Here is an 18,416-nt window from a genome sequence, read left to right as displayed (position 1 = left end):
GCCACCTCATGAACGCTACTTGCAGACAGACACTCTTCAATCAGTGATTGCTTGAGCGCTAGGTTGTATTTCGTCATGGAACACCCTCCCGAGGGGTCAGGTGTCCAACATTCGGGGGGCAGTTCACTAGAAGGCCTCTTTTTTATTGCCGGTCAATCAGTCCGGCTTACCATCCACGACACCTGCGGTGTTATCCAGCAGGCTCTTGGTAGCGGTTTGCAAGAACGACTCGAGTTTTTGCTTGAGTGCAGCCTCGTCCGGCGATTCCGGGATCACCTTGCCAGTCGGCTCGGCGCCCAGGGTGTATTCCCACAACTTGGGTGGCATTTCTTTTGGCAATACCAGCACGCGGTCACCGGTAAGCAAGGCCACGGTCTGGTCGCTGCCTGACGGCTTGATCACGCCGAAGCCCTTGTCGCCTTCCGGCAGGTTCAGCAGGTCACGGCCCCAGCACTGGTGCAGGGTGTCGCCGCCAAGGCGGCCCATGATGGTCGGCACGATGTCGATCTGAGTGCCCACGGTGTGGTCACGCTCGCCGAACTTCTCCTGCATGCCCGGTGCAATCAACAGCATCGGCACGTTGAAGCGGCCCAGGTCCATCTCGGTGATCTGCTGCTCGTTACCGAAGCCGTGGTCGCCTACGACCACAAACAGGGTTTCCTTGAAGTACGGCTCTTTACGGGCCTTTTCAAAGAACTGGCCCAAGGCCCAGTCGGAGTAACGCATCGCCGTCAAATGCTCGTTGAGGCTGCCACGGTCGGTGACTTTCTCAACCGGCAATGGCGTCGGCAAAGCGTATGGCGTGTGGTTGGACAGGGTTTGCAGCAGCGCGTAGAACGGCTTGCCGCCTTCACGGGCCTTTAATTCTTCCAGGCCACGGTTGAACATGTCCTGGTCGGATACGCCCCACGTCGGGTCGGAGAATACCGGGTCGACGAAGTCATTGCGGCCGATGAAGTTGGTCATGCCCTGGTTGCTGAAGAAGCCCGACTGGTTGTCCCAGGCGAAATCGCCGTTGTAGACATACACATCGTCGAAATCACGGGCGCTGAGCAACTGCGGCAAGCCCGACAGTTTGTGGCTGCCTTCCGGGGTCTGCATCAGGTATTCGAAACCCGGCAGGTTCGGGAAGCAAGCCATGGTGGCGAACATACCCTGGTGGGTGTGGGTGCCGTTGGAGAAGAAGCGGTCGAACAGCAAGCCTTCCTTGGTCAGCTTGTCGAAGTACGGCGTGATATTGCCCGGACGCCCCAATGCGCCCACCGAATGGCCGGCGAAGCTTTCCATCAGGATCACCACGACGTTCTTGATCGGCAGGGTTTTCTCGGCCGGTGGCGTGAAGTCACGGCGCACGGCAGCAGTGTCGGTATCCACCAGCTTCTCTTGCGGCAACACCAGCATGTCGCGCACGGTCTGGGTGGCCAGCGGCTGCTCCAGGGTGGCTTTCCAGATGTTGGCACGGTCTTCACCGAACCGCGCCTTGGCCGCAGCGATCAGCGACAGGGTGCCATTGAGGCCCAACTGGTTGGCGAAGTTGGAATCGGTGGTGTACACATCACCCCAACGCAGCGGCGGCCCCTGGCGCAGGGTGCCACGGATGGCGACCACAGCGACCAGCAGGCAGACCACGAACACGGCGATGCGGCTGTACCACGGTGCCACCTGGCGCGTACTGATAGTGCCGCCACTGAACGGGCCGCGTGGGCGCGTTGCCCGGTCTGCCCCTTTGAAGGCCATGCTCAGGATCAGCGTACCCACGGCCCAGGCCAGCAGGTAGCGCACGACCGGGAAACCGTACCAGAGCATGCTCATCACGGTTTTCGGGTCTTCCTTCACATACTGGAAGACCAGGCCGTTGAGGCGCTGGTGGAACTCACGGTAGAAGTCCATCTCCATCAAGCCCAGGAACAAGGCGATGCTCGACGCAACGGTCAGCCACACACGGAAGAAGCCACGTGCCGCCATGGCCCGCACACTGAACAACGCCAGCAGCAGCGGGATCAGCAGGTACATCACCAGGCGAATGTCCAGGCGCAGGCCGTTGGCGAACGCTTCCAGGAACGTCGAGGCGGGCGTATCCAGGATCATCTCGCGGTTGTAGACCAGCAACGCCAGGCGTAGCAGGGAGAACATCACCATCATGACCAATGCGCAAAGCAGCGTGTAAGCCAGATGGGATTTGACGGTCGGTTGCAGCAGGCGATTTGAAGCTCGCTGCTGATTCAGGGCGTCCGGGTTTGCCATGTCGTTTTAGGACCCATTGGAAGTTTAAGTTGCGAAATAATGCAGTGGCGTCCGTCCCTCGCCCAGGCTGGCTGGGGTAGGCGGTTAACGCGGTGGCACAAATGGTGCCCGATCAAGGCCGGCAAGGCTATTAATTACTGAACGTGCGCCACGATCCTGCTTTTAAAAGCGTTGGAGTTAGAGCCTTGGCAGGGAGATAAAGCCGGCGAATTGTCTTGGATAAGATGTGAAAATTCTGTGCACCGAATACTTTCGACACATAAAACTAATTGATGCAGTGAAAAGCAATGTGGGAGCGGGCTTGCTCGCGAATGCGGTGTGTCAGTCAAAACATCTGATACTGATACACCGCTTTCGCGAGCAAGCCCGCTCCCACACTAACTGTGCTCACTCCAAAGAAAGTGAGGTGCTTAGATCCGCACGTTACCGCGTGGCCCGGCAATCGCCCAGATGATCAGGCCCAGTACTGGCAACAGCAGGATCAGCAGGATCCATAGCACTTTGGCGCCCGTGCTCGCGCCGCTTTTGAACACGTTGATGATCGCCCAGATATCCAGCGCGAGGATGATCAGGCCAATCAGGCCATTAAAAGTGGAACCCATGGTGTCGCTCCTAAGTGAGGGCATGCACTTGTAGGATAGCCAGCCTTGGCGGGGGTTCCGTTTTATTTCAGACGTGCACAGCGATCTTCAACGCTTCCAGCGACGGCTCGGCCTTGATACCCACTTCGGCGCACAGTTCCAGCACTCGTGGCAGGTCGTTGCCAAACACCAACACCGCCTGGATCTCGTCGTCCAACAACTGGCTGAAGTTCATCAACACATAGCCGCCGTCTTCCGGGCTCAAGGCGCTCATCTGGATCTGGATGCGGTTCAGCGCGGTCAGGTCTTCGGCCTTGGCCAGTTGCTTGGGCTTGAGGTTGAACGCCACACCCGGGCCGAACGACGCGACGATCTGGGCAAACAGGTCGACATAGGTATCGGCCTGGAACAACACCGTGTCCGGCAGGCTACCGACCACCACCCACTCTCCCAGTGAGATAGGGAAGGTGTCGTCATAGTTGATATCCGGATTGGCCGCCAGAAACGCCAGCGGGTCCGCATAGGCCTGGGCCGCTTCGTCGGCGATACGCGCGACCTCGTCGTCGCTCATGACGCCGGCGCTGATTTTGCTGAGGAGTTCGACGAGGGCGGTTTTCATGAGGTGGTCCTGTGGCGGGCGGGTTTTAAAGGGCGCGTAGCCTACACCAGTTTCTGCAACTGCGCCGCCGTATCCACCGCGCCCATGGTGTGTGCCGCTGCCAGCGCCGTCGCACCCTGTGCATCGGTGGCCTTGGGATTCGCGCCCTTGCTGATCAGGTAGTCAACCATTTCAACGCGGTTGAACATCGCCGCCATCATCAACGCCGTGCGCCCATCCGACGATGCGGCCTCAACCGGCGTCCCCCCTTCGATCAGCGCCTTGACCACCGGCAGGTTGCCTTTGAACGCCGCCCCGGCAATCGGCAACTGGTTCTTGTCGTTGGCGATCAAGGGGTCGGCCTTGAATTCCAGCAGCACCTTTACCGCCTCGGCGTGGCCATGGTAGGCCGCGAGCATCAACAAGGTGTCGCCATTGTGATTACGAAAGTTGGCCGGCAAGCCCTTGGCCAAGAGCGCCGCGAGCATGGCGGCGTCGCCTTTGCGGGCCACGTCGAAGACCTGCTCGGCGAATTCGGCAGCTTCGTCTTCGGTCATTTGTTTAGGCTGATCTGACATGGGGGCTCCTTCCTGATGCGACTTATGTAACTGGATAAGGCGCCCAGTGTCGCGATGGAGTTCCCCAGTGTCATGGCTTTTTTGTCAAAAGCCGCCATAGCCAGAATCAATAACGGAACTGCCCGCCCTGGATCTGCGCCAACAATTGCCCGGTGACCGGCACGTAGCTGTCCGAACCCGGCAACCAGGCGTAGACCGGATCATTGCCGGCCTTGTCCGGGTCGAATGCCTCCTCTTTGAGTTTCACTTTCTGGTATTTGAAGGTGCCGGTGGTTTCCATCTTCACCTTGATCCGCAGGAACAGCGGCACCGCATAATGCGGCAACTGGCCATGAGCGAATTGCAGCAACTCGCGCATATCCAGGGCGGCCAGGGATTCGCTGGGAGTGATGGCGACCATGCCTGCGCGGCCGTTAGTGTTTTCAATCTCGACGCCATATGCCACCACTTCGGCAATCTGCGGGTGTTGCAGCAGGACGTTTTCCACTTCGGTGGTCGAGACGTTTTCGCCCTTCCAACGATAGGTATCGCCCAGGCGATCGACAAATTGCGCATGACCAAAACCGATACTGCGCACCAGGTCGCCGGTATTGAAGTAGCGGTCACCCTTTTTGAACACGTCCGTCAGCACAACCTTGCGATTCTTTTCCGGGTCGGTATAGCCGTCGAAAGGCGACTTTTCATCAATGCGCGCCAACAACAGGCCCTGCCCGCCGGTGGGCACCTTGAGCATGAACCCATTGCTGGCGCGCAGCGGCTCACCCGTGTCGTGGGCGTAATCCACCAGCGCCCAGTGCTGCAGGCAAAAGCCGATGGTGTTGTCGAAATTCAGCACGTTGGTAAAGCCGATATTGCCGTCGCTGGCGGCATACAGTTCGCAGATATGCTCGACGCCATAGCGCTGCTTGAATTGTGCCCACACACCGGGGCGCAAGCCGTTACCGACCATCTTGGTCACGCGATTATCGCGATCCTGTGCGCTGGGCGGCTGATCAAGCAGGTAGCGGCACAACTCACCGACATAGCCAAGGGTGGTCGCGTTGAACTTGCGCGCATCGTCCCAGAACTGGCTGGCGCTGAATTTGCGCCGAATGGCGAAGCCGGAAGCACCGATAATGGCCGAGCCCCAGCACACACACAGGCCGGTGGCGTGGTACAGCGGCAAGGTGCAATAGAGGACGTCCTGCGGCCCCATGTCCAGGGCGATGCTGCCGAAGCTCACGGCGGTCTTGGTCCAGCGCCCGTGCTTCATGATGCCGGCCTTGGGCAAGCCGGTGGTGCCGGACGTGTAGATATAGAAGCAGGGGTCGTTGAAGAAAATCTGCGCTGAGCTCGCGAGATTGTCGACCGGGCTTTCGGCACTCGCGGCCATCAGGTCGATATAGCCCTGGGGAGCCTCAGTACCGGGTTGATCAGCCACGAACCAGGTCCGCTCGGCACGGATCTGCACGTGTTCACGCACCGCTGCGTAGGCACTCAGCAACTCCGCCCCCACCACAATGGCTACCGGGTTGACCAGCGTCAGGCTGTGCACCAGCGGGGCCTGGGTCTGCGAGGTATTGAGCATGGCGCAGATACCGCCCAGCTTGGCCACGGCCAGCACGTTCAAGAGCAGTTCGGGACGGTTTTCGATAAACAGCGCCACCACGTCGCCCTTGCGAATGCCTTGGGCATGCAAGAAATGGGCGATGCGATTGGCACGCTGGTTGGCGTCGCGATAGCTGATCACGCTGTCACCGTACAGCAGCGCGGCACCGTGCGGGTTACGCAAGGCCGCTTGCTCGAAATGCCAGGCCAAGCCGCAGGGCTGCGTTGGGTCGGTGACATTGGCTGCGCGCATGCCGCGAACAACCCTTGGGAGCGCCCTAACGATAGCGGGCACCTTGCGCAGCATCATGCGCCAGGTGATCAGGTCGGTTTGCTGGTGACTCATGGCGGAACGTCCTTTTTCTTATTCTTGGTCGGGGCCGGAAACTCGGCGCCCATGAGGGAATTCGCCGAATGACTTACCGGAAAATACGTCAGCCCTTCCCGGGCTGTACACGCGGGATTTGAAAAGTTTTGTATCCCATTGGTAGTCCGGTCACGGAATGGAATTTTCCCGCGAAAAAGACGGTCAGTATCTTCAGAGTATTACCACTGCCCGTAAAAAAACCTCGGCCAGACAACGCAAAATGCAGGATGCACGATGGCCATTCATGCAAATTGCACGAAAATGAAAATTCACAAATTTTATAAGTAGATGATTTATAAGGATTTTTTAATACTGGCAATACTGGCACAATCACTGCACCTATCACTCCATGCTTGCCAACTTAAGCCAACGGAGCTGATAGACATGAGCCTGATCCAAGACAAATTCGCTTCAGTATTTTCCAACTACGACGTCACCACTCAGCCACGTCCCGACGGCGGCATCCTGTTGACTCTGCGCAATAGCGAAGGCAAACAGGTCAAGCGCTCGATTTCGTACCAGCAACTGCACACAGCCGACCAACTGACCTGGGTCATCAGCGCCATTCGCCGTGACTTGGCCGAACAAGCCAGCGAGCTGCCGCAAATTTCGATGCTGCAAAGCCAGAACCGCTTTGCGCTGCCGACTTACCATTCGGCTTAAGCGACAGATAGTAAAAGGGCCGCGACGCCATTGGCGTCGCGGCCCTTTTTTTGCCTTCAGCATAAACCTCGGCGGGCTGCTTCATTCATCGCCTGTACACGATTGGTGACATCCAGCTTGCCGTAGATGTTACGCAGGTGGAATTTCACCGTAGCTTCTGAAGAGGCGCGAATCTGGCTGATTTCCCAGACGGTTTTGCCCTCGGAAGCCCACCGCAGGATCTCCAGCTCCGATGGAGTCAGGGGCTTGCCAGACAAGCTCAGGCGCTTTCTGATAGCCGTCGGCACAATCACCAACGGGGAATACGTCTGCTCTGGGCCACTCATTGCTCTCTCCTTTTATATCTGCTGATGCAATGCCACCTTTCGGATTCCTCCTATTGACAGGTGACATAAACACGGGTGCAAACGGAGAGTTACATAACGCGTGGAATGAAAGCGTTAACCACAGAATAAACAGCTTTACCCTACGAGAAATTGAGTTTCTTCCCACAGCAACTTCCAACTTGCCAGGGTTGAAAATTCAGATATTTATGCTTAGTCGTCCAGCCCTGGGAAGCGAGCGCAACTATTATCGCCGGTGAACTCAGGTACCTTGCCTTGGGTGGTGTTGAACAGGCGCAGTGCCACCAAGTGCGGGTTCTCTCCTATGTCGAACCCGTGCGGCAGGCCAGCCGGAATTATCAGCAGGTCATTTTTCTCACAGCGTACGCCGTACACATAGTTGCCAATATGCAGGGTGTATAGCCCCTGGCCGGCGATAAAGAAGCACACTTCATCTTCACTATAAGTACGCTCCTGGAGAAACTGGGTACGTAACTCATCTTTCTGTGGATGATCGTGAGTCACGCTGATCACCTCCACGGCGGCGTAGCCGAGGGCGTCGATCTGAGCCTGGTAAGCGTCGATCAGTTCAGCCTCGGTGGCGCCCCTCTCGATAGGGCTGGGCTGCCAGCGCTCAAACCGCACGCCGTGCTCGGCCAGGGTCGACTGAATGTCGTCGAGATGGGTCAACACCTTGTTCGGGGTGTCCGGGTGGTCGATAGGGTAGACAGCTACATAACTCATTGCATGGCTCCTTGGTTCGGTTCGTGCAATCGAAGGCCGATGATAATGGCGGCGGCCAGGGCGGCGATGCTCGCGACGCTGAAGGTCAGGGTTGGCCCCAACAGGTTCCAGCTATAACCGGAATACAGGGCGCCGATTACACCACCGGTGCCGACCAACGCCGAGTACAACGCCTGGCCCCGGCCTTGCTCACGGTCACTGAAATTGCACTGCACAAAGGCGATCGCCGCCGCATGAAAGCTGCCGAACGTAGCGGCGTGCAGCAATTGCGCCACTATCAGCACCCAGAAAAATTCGGCAAAGGAGCCCAGCAGCAACCAGCGCAGTGCTGCCAGCAGGAAGCTGGCCAACAGCACTCGGCGCACCGAAAAACGCTCGAAAATGCGGCTCATGGCCAGGAACATCAGGACCTCTGCCACTACGCCCAGCGCCCACAACATGCCGATCACACCACGGCTGTAGCCCAGGTGTTCCAGGTGCAGGGTGAGAAAGGTGTAATACGGGCCGTGACTCATTTGCATCAGCGCCACGCAGGCGTAAAACGCCAGTACGCCGGGACTGAGCAATTGCTTGAGGAAACCGTCGCCGGCCAAGCGATTACCCTCGCTGGAGGGCTGAGCATTTGGCACCCACAGGCTGGCACTGATTATGCCCACCATGATCACCACGACCACCACCGGATAGCTATCCAGGCTCAGCCAGTCGTACAGGCGCCCAATAATCACCACGGTGAGGATAAAACCGATGGAGCCCCACAGACGGATCTGGCTGTAGCGCGAGGTTTGTTTGTGCAAGTGGGCCAGGGTGATGACTTCAAACTGCGGCAGCACTGCGTGCCAGAAGAACGCGTGCAAGGCTATGACCAGCGCAACCCAGGCGTAAGTCTTGGGGACGAAAATCAGGCAAAAGCTGGCCAGGGTGCTGCACACCGCGCCAAACCGCACGATGGCCAGGCGCCGGCCAGTGGCGTCGCCGATCCAGCCCCATAGGTTCGGCGCTACGCAACGCATCAGCATAGAGATGGACACCAGTTCGCCGATGCGCGCGCTGGAGAAGCCCAGGTGATCGAAGTACAGCGCCAGGAACGGTGCAGTCGCCCCCAGCAGGGCGAAGTAGAACAGGTAGAAGCTGGAGAGGCGCCAGTACGGGAGCGGTGGGTTCATTTTACTGGGGGCTGCTTGGCAGCCCAGCGCGAGCAAGCTCGCTCGCCACAACAAGCGCGCTCGCCGCCACGGACCGTCACAGCTGGCCCAGTACCGGCGTCGTCACGCGCACATCGGCATTTTGCCCACGGTTGCGCAGCAGGTGGTCCATCAGCACGATGGCCATCATGGCCTCGGCAATCGGCGTGGCGCGGATGCCGACGCATGGATCGTGGCGGCCCTTGGTGATCACATCCACCGGGTTGCCGTGCACATCGATCGAACGGCCCGGCGTGGTAATGCTCGACGTCGCCTTGAGCGCCAGGTGCGCCACGATCGGCTGGCCGGAGGAAATACCGCCGAGGATGCCGCCCGCGTTGTTACTGAGGAAACCTTCCGGGGTCAGTTCATCGCGGTGCTCGGTGCCGCGTTGCGCGACACAGGCAAACCCGGCGCCGATTTCCACGCCTTTCACCGCGTTGATGCTCATCAGTGCGTGGGCCAGTTCAGCGTCGAGGCGGTCGAAGATTGGCTCGCCCAGGCCCGGTTTCACACCTTCGGCCACCACGGTGATCTTGGCGCCGACGGAGTCCTGGTCGCGGCGCAACTGGTCCATGTAGGCCTCCAGTTCCGGCACCTTGTCCGGGTCGGGGCTGAAGAAGGCGTTTTCGCCGACACTGTCCCAGCTCTTGAATGGGATTTCGATGGGGCCCAACTGGCTCATGTAGCCACGGATGACGATGCCCTGGGTGGCCAGGTATTTCTTGGCAATGGCACCGGCAGCCACGCGCATGGCGGTTTCGCGCGCCGAGCTGCGGCCACCGCCGCGGTAGTCGCGCTCGCCGTATTTGTGATGGTAGGTGTAGTCGGCGTGGGACGGGCGGAACAGGTCCTTGATTGCCGAGTAGTCCTTGGACTTCTGGTCGGTGTTGCGAATCAGCAGGCCGATGGCGCAGCCGGTGGTGCGACCTTCGAATACCCCGGAGAGGATTTCGACTTCGTCCGGCTCCTGACGCTGGGTAGTGTGGCGGCTGGTGCCGGGCTTGCGGCGGTCGAGGTCGCGCTGCAGGTCTTCCTGGGACAGTTCGAGGCCTGGCGGGCAGCCGTCGACAATGGCGACCAACGCCGGGCCATGGCTTTCGCCCGCGGTGGTGACAGTGAACAGCTTGCCGAAGGTATTGCCGGACATGCAGGGCGCTCCGTGAAATCAGTTGAATCAAGTCAACCGTAATAACTTAAGGCGGCCAGTATACGCAGGCTAACCGACTAGTTCATCCTCGAAACCTTACCGGTAGACGTTGGTCCAACCGGCACCTCACTGATGATGGCGCGATGATGCTGCGAGCTTTACTGTTCACCCTCACCCTGTTTACCGCCGTGGCCCAGGCCGCCTCCCCTGTCGTACTGCAACGCCCTATCAGCCTGGACACCGGCAGCGGCGAACTATTTGGCTCATTGCTGTTACCGCAGTCCGACAAACCGGTGCCGGTGGTGCTGATCATCGCCGGTTCCGGGCCGACCGACCGCAATGGCAACAGCGCTGACGGCGCTCGCAACGACAGCCTCAAGCGTCTGGCCTGGGTGCTGGCCCGGCATAACATTGCCAGTGTGCGCTACGACAAGCGCGGGGTCGCTGCAAGCCTGGCCGCCACGCCGGATGAACGTAACCTCACCCTTGACGCTTATGTGTCCGACGCGGTGGCCTGGGGCAAGTTGCTCAAGGCCGACCAGCGCATGGGCCCGTTGATTGTGCTGGGCCATAGCGAAGGCGCTTTGGTAGCCGCTCTCGCCGCACCGCAACTGGCGCCGGCCGGGGTGATTTCCTTGTCCGGTAGCGCGCGCCCGGTGGACCAGGTGATTCGCCAGCAATTGGCCGATCACTTGCCCCCTGCCCTGTTGCTGCGCAGCAATCAAATCCTCGACCACCTCAAGGCCGGCCAGGTAGATGCCGACGTGCCCCGCCCGCTGGAGGGCATTTTCCGCCCAAGTGTGCAGCCTTACCTGATCAGCCTGTTTCGCGCCGACCCCTCGGCTGCCTTCGCCAAGCTGACCATGCCGGCGTTGATCATCCAGGGCACCAACGATATCCAGGTCGGCGTAGCAGATGCCCAGCAACTGAAAAAGGCCAAGCCCGACGCGCATTTGACCGTGATCGAAGGCATGAACCACGTGATGCGCATCGTGCCCAACGACGTGAAGCAGCAACTGGCGTCCTACAACGACCCGAAACTGCCCCTCGCCGCCGAACTGGGGCAGCGCATCGTCGCGTTTATCGACGGACTTCAGCCCCGTTAAGCGACTATTGGCCTCCAGTCTTGGGAAAAACGGCCGATAAGCCCTGGGTCGACAGTAAAAAGACTGTCGGCTTGCAGGGCTTGGACAGGATCGCGCCGCATGACAACCACCGAAGCAACACCCGAATCTCCCGCCGACACCCCGGCTGAACCCGAGGCCGCCGAGGCTGCGGCCCTGCCGTGGGCGGACGTACACGCCGAAAATTTCAAGATGCTGCGCCTTGCCCCCCTCGCCACCGACCGGGCCACCGGCGCGCGACCGTTGCGCTTTGTGCAGTTCGGCTATGCCGAGCGTCATGACAAACACCACAGCCTGTTGCGCATGGTCATCCAGTTACCGGGCCAGCGGGTACGCCGCGAGCAGAACCACCTGGATATCTGGGTGGATCACGATAAACACCGCGTGCACTTCGGCCCGGGCAACAGCCTGGAAATAGAGCCGGTCAACCGTGGTCTTGGCCGCTTTCTGGTCGCACAGGCCGCCGCTTGGGCGAAGAAGAAATGGTCACACTACCGCGTCGATGGCGTGGACCTGGCCAACAAGGACGCCCTCAACGAAGCCACGCGCCTGCGCCGCGATCACTTCCTGCGTATCCAGGGTTTTGATGTGGCCTACGCCGATGTGCAGCATCTCAAAGGCAATGTGCAGCCGGGCAAGGTCAGCGACGTGCTGGACAGCTGGAATACCGAGAAGGTGCAGTTCGTGGAAATCCTCGAAGCCGCGCAGATGCTGCAACAGGCCGAGCAGAACCTGGCGGAACAGGAAGTGAAGCTGCGCAAGGAAGAGGAAAAAGTCATCAAGTTCAAGCGTGAGGACAGCGGGTTGCGCTTTACCATCACCTGCCTGGTGGCGTTTACGGTGTTTCAGGCGGGGTTGTTGATCTGGATTGCCACACACCGGTAGCAGACTGGAATGCAGTCAAATTGTGGGAGGGGGCTTGCTCCCGATGAGGGAGTATCAGTAGATGCATTGCTAACTGATACACCGCTATCGGGAGCAAGCCCCCTCCCACATTGGCCCAGTTTCTTCAGTTAAACCTTGGTTAAACCCGGGCAGCAAAGACGGCCTGGTGTTGGCGGCACTGTTCAGCCGTCAACATGAACACCCCATGCCCCCCGCGCTGGAAGTCCAACCAGGCAAAATCCACTTCCGGGTACAGCGCCTCAACATGCACCTGGCTATTGCCCACTTCGACAATCAGCAACCCCTTCTCGGTCAGGTGGTCCGCCGCTTCGGCCAGCATCCGGCGTACCAGGTTCAGGCCGTCGTCACCGCAGGCCAGGCCCAGTTCGGGCTCGTGCTGGTATTCGTCCGGCATGTCGGCGAAATCTTCGGCATCTACATACGGCGGGTTCGACACAATCAGGTCAAAACGCTGGCCCGGCAAACCATCGAAGCCGTCGCCCTGCACGGTATAAACCCGCTCGTCGACGCCATGACGCTCGATATTCTGATTCGCCACTTCCAGGGCTTCAAAGGACAGGTCACCCAGCACCACTTCAGCGTCCTGGAACTCATAGGCGCAAGCGATGCCGATGCAGCCGGAGCCGGTGCACAGGTCGAGGATGCGGGCCGGCGGTTGGGCCAGCCAGGGTTCGAAGCGGTTTTCAATCAGTTCGCCAATCGGTGAACGCGGGATCAACACACGCTCATCGACAATAAACGACATGCCGCAGAACCACGCCTCTTTCAACAGGTAGGCGGTCGGTACACGCTCATGGATACGGCGATGCAGCAAGCGCTGCACATGGGAGATTTCCTCTTCTTCCAGGTTGCAATCCAGGTAGCTGTCGGCAATTTCCCACGGCAGGTGCAACGCACCCAGCACCAATTGCCGAGCTTCGTCCCAGGCATTGTCGGTGCCATGGCCAAAAAACAGGTCTTCCCCATGGAAACGGCTGACAGCCCAACGGATGTGGTCGCGCAAAGTGCGCAGGCGAGAAGTGATCACGGGGCAAGCTCCTGGAAAAAACGACTGGCGATTCTAACAGCCTTCACCTGTACCGACGATGTACGAAAGCCCTGGCGCCGTACGTCGGATTTCATCCAATTTGCCAGCATTGTGTTAAACAAGCCCACCTCTTGACATGGCTGCACGCCAGCAACGGCGTACCTTACGATAGTAGCGATTCACAGAAGCGCTCAGCCAGTGGACAATGTCGCAAAAGCCCCACTCACAGGAGCCCCCAGAATGTCCGTTCCAAAGACGATGTTTCAACTCAGCGGTCGCGGTTACGCAGCAGCCAACCTCAATCATGCGACCCTCGTGATCATCGACGCCCAGAAGGAATACCTCAGCGGCCCGCTCGCCCTCTCGGGCATGGACGCCGCTGTCGATAACATCAAGCAGCTAGTGACTGCAGCGCGCAACGCCGGGCGCCCGATTGTGCATGTGCGTCACCTGGGCACCGTCGGCGGCCTGTTTGACCCCCAGGGCGAGCGCGGCGAATTCATCCCGGGCCTGGAGCCTCTGGGTGATGAAACCATCATCGGCAAACTGCTGCCCAGCGCCTTCCACGGCACCGGCCTGGAAAAACACCTGCAAGACCTTGGCTCCCTGGACCTGATCGTCTGCGGCTTCATGAGCCACTCCAGTGTCAGCACCACCGTACGCGCGGCCAAGAACCTGGGCTTTCGCTGCACCCTAGTGGAAGATGCCTGCGCCACCCGCGACCTGCCCTACAAGGGCGGCATCCTGAGTGCCGAGCATGTGCAGCAAACCGAAATGGCCATCATGGCTGACAACTTCGCCACCCTCGCGTTGGCCAAAGATCTGATTTGATCATTCCTCTGATGAGCGGCGTGTTCATTGCTCCGCTCATCCGCTAAGCCCTTTCATTTGGCGCATTTACCTCAGGTACAGGAACAACCTGTGTATCTTCCGGTCGAAGGGCCGATACCCTGGAGGAAAGGTCGGAATGAAGATATCCGATGGTTTTGATGCTCGTCGCTTGCGCCCCAAGGGCCCGAGCAACTGGCGTCTGCGCCTGGTGGCCGGCATAGCCGCGTTGCTGGCGATCGTAGGTTTATTGTTGGCGGGCGCTGGTGGCGCTGGCCTGTTTGGGCATTCACCGGCACTGGGCGAGCTGAACGCCAGCCCGGGCGGCTCGGCGATCCTGTTGGTGATCGGCCTGCTGGTGGTGTGGCTGGGCGTGTGGTTATGGCGTCGCAGCCGTCGGCGGATGCGCCAGCCGTTGTCGTTGAATATCGCTTCGCACCTGATGAAAAAGCACGACTGATGGCGCTTGGATAGCGTTTCCTGCGCCCTGGCCGCCGCGATTTAGGTAAACTGCCCGCCCTTCGCGGAGGCTGACATGCAAGACGACGATTTTTCCCTGTTCAAAAACGAGTTGCGCGGCGTCAAGCCGATCAAGCACGACCGCGCTGACACCGGCAAACCCAAGACTGACCGGGCGCAGATCGCCAAACTGCGCCAGGCCGCGACCGTGCGCACCGATATCACCAACGTGGATGGCCTGTCGGATCAGTTCGTGATCGACGTCGGCCCCGAAGATGAGCTGATGTGGGCCCGCGACGGCGTGCAGGAAAGCCAGATGCGCAAGCTCAAGCTCGGCCAGATCCCCTTCGAAGGTAGCCTGGACCTGCACGGCATGAATGTGGAGAAAGCCCGGGAAACCCTGTGGGCCTTCCTCGCCGAAGCCACCCAGTTCGAAATCCGCTGCGTGCGCGTCACCCACGGCAAGGCTGTGCGGTTGGATGGCAAGCGGCCGATGATCAAGAGCCACGTCAACACCTGGCTGCGCCAGCATGCCCAGGTGCTCGGTTTTACCTCATGCCAGGCCCGCCACGGCGGCGCCGGCGCGGTGTATGTGATGCTCAAGCGCACCATGATGGAGGGGCGCGACGAGTAACAAGTGCCATCGTCAGGCTTGCAGCGATGTGCCCGCCACCGTAACCTTGCGCTTTGCGAAAATCCCACAGGTAGTTTCATGTCCCTGGAACAGAATTACACCGCGATCCTTGGCCAACTCGGCGAGGACGTCTCCCGCGAGGGCCTGCTCGACACGCCAAAGCGTGCCGCCAAGGCGATGCAGTACCTCTGCCGCGGTTATGCACAGACGCTCGAAGAAGTCACCAACGGTGCCTTGTTCAGCTCCGACAACAGTGAAATGGTGCTGGTCAAGGACATCGAGTTGTATTCGTTGTGCGAGCACCACCTGCTGCCGTTTATCGGCAAGGCCCATGTCGCGTATATCCCGAGCGGCAAAGTGTTGGGCCTGTCGAAGGTCGCGCGGATTGTCGACATGTATGCGCGCCGCCTGCAGATCCAGGAAAACCTCAGCCGCCAGATCGCCGACGCCGTATTGGAAGTCACTGGCGCCCTGGGCGTGGCCGTGGTGATCGAGGCCAAGCACATGTGCATGATGATGCGCGGTGTGGAGAAACAGAACTCGTCGATGATCACCTCGGTGATGTTGGGTGAGTTCCGCGAAAACGCCGCTACCCGCAGCGAGTTTCTCAGCCTGATCAAGTAAACAGGCGGCATAAAAAAACCGGCGTTCATCGCCGGTTTTTTTTCGTGCGTAGAATTCAGGTAAGCTGCGGCCCCTTCTTCATGGGCAAGAGGTTTTCAGCCATGTTCGTCAAAGCACTTCGAGTCGGCCTCGGCCACGTCATCATCGCGGGCGACTTTCTGACCCGTCCACGCAAAAAACAGCGCCCCGCCGAACAACAGGCCCAGGTAAACGCTGCGGCCAAGGACCTGACCCTGTATCAGTTCCACGCCTGCCCGTTCTGCGTGAAGACCCGTCGCACCCTGCACCGCTTGAACGTGCCGGTGGCCTTGAAGGACGCGAAGAACAACGAACAAGACCGCCAGACCCTGCTGGAGCAAGGTGGCAAGATCAAGGTGCCGTGCCTGCGCATCGAAGAGAACGGCCAGACCACCTGGATGTATGACTCCAAGGTGATCATCGATTACCTGGACAAGCGTTTCGCTGCAATCTGACAGACCTGCGCATATTCACTGTGGGAGAGGGCAAGCCCCTCCCCTATTTGAATGGGTGTTCAGCCCAGCATCGCCACATGTTTTGGATGACTGGCAACGCGTGCCAACCACGTCTGCACCGCCGGATAGGGCGCCAGGTCAAAGCCTCCTTCATGGGCCACATGGGTGTAGGCATACAGCGCAATATCGGCAATCGAATAGGTGTCCCCCACCAGGTACGGCGTGGCTTGCAGTTGGCGTTCCATGACCTTCAAGGCCTTGTAACCGCCCTTGTGGGTGGTCTTGTATTCCTCGAGGCGATCTTGCGGCATGTTCAGGTAAAACTGGATAAACCGCGCCACCGCAATATACGGCTCATGGCTGTACTGCTCGAAAAACTGCCACTGCAATACCTGGGTGCGCAGGCGTGGTTCTGTCGGCAAGAACTCGCTGCCATCGGCGAGAAAATTGAGAATCGCATTGGATTCCCACAGGCAGGTGCCATCTTCCAGTTCCAGTACCGGAATCTTGCCGTTGGGGTTCTTGGCCAGGAATTCGGCGGTCTCGGTGTCGCCGTTGAGGATGTCGACATCGATCCATTGATACGGAATGCCCAGTAGGTTGAGCATCAATTTGACCTTGTAGCAGTTGCCCGACTTGTAATCGCCATAAACCTTGTACATGGGGCTCCCCTTATGCCGCTGGTGCGCTCTGACCGAATACTTGCGCCGATAAGGTGCGGGTGTCGGGGGATTGTTTCAAGGAGGCAGGCAGAATAAATCCCCTCGTACTTCTGAAATTGGCCTTTCATCCCCTTTTGCCGAACCGATCGAAAACATTATTTGCTTTATTTGTATACAAAAGCATAATTCGCTTCGTGCGAGTTCCTGACCTATTGGTCAACAAAACCCGCTAATACCTCAAAGCGCCGCTACCTACCCATGCGAACGGCGCTGGACATAACAATAAAACGCTTGAGGAGTATTTGCTGTGGATAGCCGAAAAACCGAAGCCCCTACGCTGGACCTCGCCACGCCACAAGGCGGTTGGATGGAACGTCTGTTCAAACTGCGCTTGCATGGCACCACAGTGAAGACCGAGCTGATCGCCGGCCTCACCACGTTTATCACCATGGCCTACATCATCTTCGTCAACCCCAACATCATGGCTGACGCAGGCATCGATCACGGCGCGGCGTTTGTCGCCACCTGTATTGCCGCTGCGCTGGGCTGCCTGTTGATGGGCCTGTACGCCAACTGGCCGGTGGGCCTCGCGCCGGGCATGGGGCTGAACGCGTTTTTCACTTATACCGTGGTCGGCACCATGGGCTACACCTGGGAAACCGCGCTGGGCGCGGTGTTTATCTCAGGTATCTTATTCATGGGCCTGACGCTGTCGCGGGTGCGCGAGTGGCTGCTCAATAGCATCCCCGTAAGCCTGCGCCACGCGATGGGCGCCGGTGTCGGCTTGTTCCTCGGGGTGATCGGCCTGAAAACCGCGGGCATCATCGTCGACAGCCCGGCCACCTTGATCAAGCTCGGCTCCCTGCACGAACCGGCACCGCTGCTGGCGGCGGTGTGCTTCCTGTTGATTGCGATCCTCAGCTACCACCGGGTATTCGGCGCAATCCTGATCAGCATCATCGCCGTGACCCTCGCCGGCTGGGGCCTGGGCCTGGTGCATTACAACGGCATCCTCTCCACCCCACCGAGCCTGGCACCCACCTGGATGGCAATGGACATCAAGGGTGTATTCAATGTCAGCATGATTAGCGTGGTATTTGCCTTTCTTTTTGTACACATGTTTGATACCGCCGGTACACTGATGGGCGTGGCACAACGTGCCGGGCTGGTGAATGCCGATGGCAAGATCGATAACTTGTCACGCGCCTTGAAGGCCGACAGTGCGTCCAGCGTGTTTGGCGCCATGGTCGGCGTGCCTCCAGTGACCAGCTATGTGGAAAGTGCCGCGGGGGTGGCCGCGGGTGGACGCACCGGGTTGACCGCCGTGACCGTGGGAATCCTTTTCGTGGCGGCAATGTTTTTCGCGCCTCTGGCCGGGATGATCCCAGCCTATGCCACCGCCGGTGCGCTGATCTACGTGGCAATGCTGATGATGGCGAGCATGGCCCATATCAATTGGGATGAAGCCACCGACAGCATTCCGGCGATTGTCACCGCGATCATGATGCCACTGACGTTCTCGGTCGCTGACGGTATCGCCCTGGGCTTCATCACTTATGTGGCGCTCAAGGCCGGCACCGGCAAGTACCGGGAGATTTCCGTCAGCCTGTGGGTGTTGTGCGCGATTTTCATCGCGAAATTCATATTTTTGTAAAGGGAGCAA

20 protein-coding genes are annotated in these 18,416 nt (G+C 59.3%); 9 read left to right on the top strand and 11 right to left on the bottom strand.

Annotated features, from left to right (window positions below; translation table 11 throughout):
* Nucleotides 1–156: 156 nt before the first annotated feature.
* The 5 genes from JFT66_RS28565 to JFT66_RS28545 all read right to left on the bottom strand — a co-directional run bounded on the left by JFT66_RS28565 (nucleotide 157) and on the right by JFT66_RS28545 (nucleotide 5,934).
* Nucleotides 157–2,244: an LTA synthase family protein gene (locus JFT66_RS28565; protein ID WP_034116966.1), complete on the bottom strand. Its 2,088-nt coding sequence runs from the start codon at nucleotides 2,242–2,244 to the stop codon at nucleotides 157–159.
* A gap of 410 nt (nucleotides 2,245–2,654) precedes the next feature.
* Nucleotides 2,655–2,846, bottom strand: a complete 192-nt coding sequence (locus tag JFT66_RS28560; RefSeq protein WP_003172956.1) for a PLDc N-terminal domain-containing protein — start codon at nucleotides 2,844–2,846, stop codon at nucleotides 2,655–2,657.
* Nucleotides 2,847–2,913: 67 nt separating this feature from the next.
* Nucleotides 2,914–3,444, bottom strand: coding sequence for a hypothetical protein (locus JFT66_RS28555; RefSeq protein WP_034116967.1), 531 nt, complete (start codon nucleotides 3,442–3,444; stop codon nucleotides 2,914–2,916).
* Nucleotides 3,445–3,485: 41 nt separating this feature from the next.
* The gene (locus tag JFT66_RS28550; protein WP_034116968.1) at nucleotides 3,486–4,001 is read right to left on the bottom strand and encodes an ankyrin repeat domain-containing protein; all 516 of its coding nucleotides are present in this window, start codon (nucleotides 3,999–4,001) and stop codon (nucleotides 3,486–3,488) included.
* 106 nt (nucleotides 4,002–4,107) lie between these two features.
* Nucleotides 4,108–5,934 carry a long-chain-acyl-CoA synthetase gene (locus JFT66_RS28545; protein ID WP_034116969.1) on the bottom strand — a complete coding sequence of 609 codons (1,827 nt, stop codon included), beginning with the start codon at nucleotides 5,932–5,934 and terminating at the stop codon, nucleotides 4,108–4,110.
* A gap of 405 nt (nucleotides 5,935–6,339) precedes the next feature.
* Here JFT66_RS28545 and JFT66_RS28540 point away from each other — a divergent pair, with 405 nt between their 5' ends.
* Complete coding sequence (locus JFT66_RS28540) at nucleotides 6,340–6,618, top strand: DUF3509 domain-containing protein (RefSeq protein ID WP_003172952.1); 279 nt, start codon at nucleotides 6,340–6,342, stop codon at nucleotides 6,616–6,618.
* A 56-nt stretch (nucleotides 6,619–6,674) separates the two neighbouring features.
* Here JFT66_RS28540 and JFT66_RS28535 read toward each other — a convergent pair whose 3' ends face one another.
* The 4 genes from JFT66_RS28535 to aroC all read right to left on the bottom strand — a co-directional run bounded on the left by JFT66_RS28535 (nucleotide 6,675) and on the right by aroC (nucleotide 10,016).
* Nucleotides 6,675–6,944 carry a response regulator transcription factor gene (locus tag JFT66_RS28535; RefSeq protein WP_034116970.1) on the bottom strand — a complete coding sequence of 90 codons (270 nt, stop codon included), beginning with the start codon at nucleotides 6,942–6,944 and terminating at the stop codon, nucleotides 6,675–6,677.
* A gap of 210 nt (nucleotides 6,945–7,154) precedes the next feature.
* Complete coding sequence (locus JFT66_RS28530; protein ID WP_198860558.1) at nucleotides 7,155–7,685, bottom strand: 1,2-dihydroxy-3-keto-5-methylthiopentene dioxygenase; 531 nt, start codon at nucleotides 7,683–7,685, stop codon at nucleotides 7,155–7,157.
* Entirely contained in the window at nucleotides 7,682–8,848 is a 1,167-nt protein-coding gene (locus JFT66_RS28525) for an MFS transporter (RefSeq protein WP_153871040.1), read from the bottom strand. The genes JFT66_RS28530 and JFT66_RS28525 overlap by 4 nt, the downstream gene beginning before the upstream one ends.
* Before the next feature lie 76 nt (nucleotides 8,849–8,924).
* Nucleotides 8,925–10,016: a chorismate synthase gene (gene aroC / locus JFT66_RS28520; protein WP_198860557.1), complete on the bottom strand. Its 1,092-nt coding sequence runs from the start codon at nucleotides 10,014–10,016 to the stop codon at nucleotides 8,925–8,927.
* 143 nt (nucleotides 10,017–10,159) lie between these two features.
* On the opposite strand from aroC, the gene JFT66_RS28515 reads away from it, so the two are divergent.
* Together JFT66_RS28515 and JFT66_RS28510 are read left to right on the top strand one after the other, a co-directional pair.
* A complete protein-coding gene (locus tag JFT66_RS28515) occupies nucleotides 10,160–11,122 on the top strand; it encodes an alpha/beta hydrolase (protein ID WP_153838067.1) in 963 nt (320 codons plus the stop codon).
* 99 nt (nucleotides 11,123–11,221) lie between these two features.
* Nucleotides 11,222–12,025 carry a hypothetical protein gene (locus JFT66_RS28510; protein ID WP_034116975.1) on the top strand — a complete coding sequence of 268 codons (804 nt, stop codon included), beginning with the start codon at nucleotides 11,222–11,224 and terminating at the stop codon, nucleotides 12,023–12,025.
* A 139-nt stretch (nucleotides 12,026–12,164) separates the two neighbouring features.
* Here JFT66_RS28510 and prmB read toward each other — a convergent pair whose 3' ends face one another.
* Nucleotides 12,165–13,073 carry a 50S ribosomal protein L3 N(5)-glutamine methyltransferase gene (gene prmB, locus JFT66_RS28505; RefSeq protein WP_034116976.1) on the bottom strand — a complete coding sequence of 303 codons (909 nt, stop codon included), beginning with the start codon at nucleotides 13,071–13,073 and terminating at the stop codon, nucleotides 12,165–12,167.
* Nucleotides 13,074–13,313: 240 nt separating this feature from the next.
* Between prmB and JFT66_RS28500 the strand changes: the two genes are divergently transcribed.
* From JFT66_RS28500 to JFT66_RS28480, 5 genes are all read left to right on the top strand, one after another.
* Complete coding sequence (locus tag JFT66_RS28500) at nucleotides 13,314–13,904, top strand: cysteine hydrolase family protein (protein WP_034116977.1); 591 nt, start codon at nucleotides 13,314–13,316, stop codon at nucleotides 13,902–13,904.
* Between the two features lie 136 nt (nucleotides 13,905–14,040).
* Nucleotides 14,041–14,361: a hypothetical protein gene (locus JFT66_RS28495; RefSeq protein ID WP_034116978.1), complete on the top strand. Its 321-nt coding sequence runs from the start codon at nucleotides 14,041–14,043 to the stop codon at nucleotides 14,359–14,361.
* A 75-nt stretch (nucleotides 14,362–14,436) separates the two neighbouring features.
* Nucleotides 14,437–14,994: a Smr/MutS family protein gene (locus tag JFT66_RS28490; protein ID WP_034116979.1), complete on the top strand. Its 558-nt coding sequence runs from the start codon at nucleotides 14,437–14,439 to the stop codon at nucleotides 14,992–14,994.
* Nucleotides 14,995–15,072: 78 nt separating this feature from the next.
* Entirely contained in the window at nucleotides 15,073–15,618 is a 546-nt protein-coding gene (gene folE, locus JFT66_RS28485; RefSeq protein WP_034116980.1) for a GTP cyclohydrolase I FolE, read from the top strand.
* A 101-nt stretch (nucleotides 15,619–15,719) separates the two neighbouring features.
* Nucleotides 15,720–16,091 (top strand): glutathione S-transferase N-terminal domain-containing protein, encoded by a 372-nt coding sequence (locus JFT66_RS28480; protein WP_027603930.1) that lies wholly within the window; start codon nucleotides 15,720–15,722, stop codon nucleotides 16,089–16,091.
* Nucleotides 16,092–16,150: 59 nt separating this feature from the next.
* On the opposite strand, the gene JFT66_RS28475 is transcribed toward JFT66_RS28480, so the two are convergent.
* Nucleotides 16,151–16,753, bottom strand: a complete 603-nt coding sequence (locus tag JFT66_RS28475; protein ID WP_034116981.1) for a glutathione S-transferase family protein — start codon at nucleotides 16,751–16,753, stop codon at nucleotides 16,151–16,153.
* 367 nt (nucleotides 16,754–17,120) lie between these two features.
* Between JFT66_RS28475 and JFT66_RS28470 the strand changes: the two genes are divergently transcribed.
* Nucleotides 17,121–18,407 carry an NCS2 family permease gene (locus tag JFT66_RS28470; RefSeq protein WP_153838242.1) on the top strand — a complete coding sequence of 429 codons (1,287 nt, stop codon included), beginning with the start codon at nucleotides 17,121–17,123 and terminating at the stop codon, nucleotides 18,405–18,407.
* Nucleotides 18,408–18,416 lie beyond the last annotated feature (9 nt).

Origin of the sequence: Pseudomonas sp. MF6755, from assembly GCF_016405635.1 — a bacterium.
In the GTDB taxonomy this organism is placed as follows: Bacteria; Pseudomonadota; Gammaproteobacteria; order Pseudomonadales; family Pseudomonadaceae; genus Aquipseudomonas; species Aquipseudomonas haemolytica.
Note: the sequence above shows the minus strand (reverse complement) of the source record. Positions and strands in the feature narration are given on the sequence as shown.

Coding starts and splice junctions, on each gene's coding strand:
- JFT66_RS28475 (WP_034116981.1), bottom strand. CDS start 16,753: ATGTACAAGGTTTATGGCGATTACAAGTCGGGCAACTGCTACAAGGTC.
- JFT66_RS28540 (WP_003172952.1), top strand. CDS start 6,340: ATGAGCCTGATCCAAGACAAATTCGCTTCAGTATTTTCCAACTACGAC.
- folE (WP_034116980.1), top strand. CDS start 15,073: ATGTCCCTGGAACAGAATTACACCGCGATCCTTGGCCAACTCGGCGAG.
- JFT66_RS28510 (WP_034116975.1), top strand. CDS start 11,222: ATGACAACCACCGAAGCAACACCCGAATCTCCCGCCGACACCCCGGCT.
- JFT66_RS28480 (WP_027603930.1), top strand. CDS start 15,720: ATGTTCGTCAAAGCACTTCGAGTCGGCCTCGGCCACGTCATCATCGCG.
- aroC (WP_198860557.1), bottom strand. CDS start 10,016: ATGTCCGGCAATACCTTCGGCAAGCTGTTCACTGTCACCACCGCGGGC.
- JFT66_RS28495 (WP_034116978.1), top strand. CDS start 14,041: ATGAAGATATCCGATGGTTTTGATGCTCGTCGCTTGCGCCCCAAGGGC.
- JFT66_RS28515 (WP_153838067.1), top strand. CDS start 10,160: ATGATGCTGCGAGCTTTACTGTTCACCCTCACCCTGTTTACCGCCGTG.
- JFT66_RS28535 (WP_034116970.1), bottom strand. CDS start 6,944: ATGAGTGGCCCAGAGCAGACGTATTCCCCGTTGGTGATTGTGCCGACG.
- JFT66_RS28530 (WP_198860558.1), bottom strand. CDS start 7,685: ATGAGTTATGTAGCTGTCTACCCTATCGACCACCCGGACACCCCGAAC.
- JFT66_RS28560 (WP_003172956.1), bottom strand. CDS start 2,846: ATGGGTTCCACTTTTAATGGCCTGATTGGCCTGATCATCCTCGCGCTG.
- JFT66_RS28470 (WP_153838242.1), top strand. CDS start 17,121: ATGGAACGTCTGTTCAAACTGCGCTTGCATGGCACCACAGTGAAGACC.
- JFT66_RS28555 (WP_034116967.1), bottom strand. CDS start 3,444: ATGAAAACCGCCCTCGTCGAACTCCTCAGCAAAATCAGCGCCGGCGTC.
- JFT66_RS28550 (WP_034116968.1), bottom strand. CDS start 4,001: ATGTCAGATCAGCCTAAACAAATGACCGAAGACGAAGCTGCCGAATTC.
- JFT66_RS28500 (WP_034116977.1), top strand. CDS start 13,314: ATGTCCGTTCCAAAGACGATGTTTCAACTCAGCGGTCGCGGTTACGCA.
- JFT66_RS28565 (WP_034116966.1), bottom strand. CDS start 2,244: ATGGCAAACCCGGACGCCCTGAATCAGCAGCGAGCTTCAAATCGCCTG.
- JFT66_RS28490 (WP_034116979.1), top strand. CDS start 14,437: ATGCAAGACGACGATTTTTCCCTGTTCAAAAACGAGTTGCGCGGCGTC.
- JFT66_RS28525 (WP_153871040.1), bottom strand. CDS start 8,848: ATGAACCCACCGCTCCCGTACTGGCGCCTCTCCAGCTTCTACCTGTTC.
- JFT66_RS28545 (WP_034116969.1), bottom strand. CDS start 5,934: ATGAGTCACCAGCAAACCGACCTGATCACCTGGCGCATGATGCTGCGC.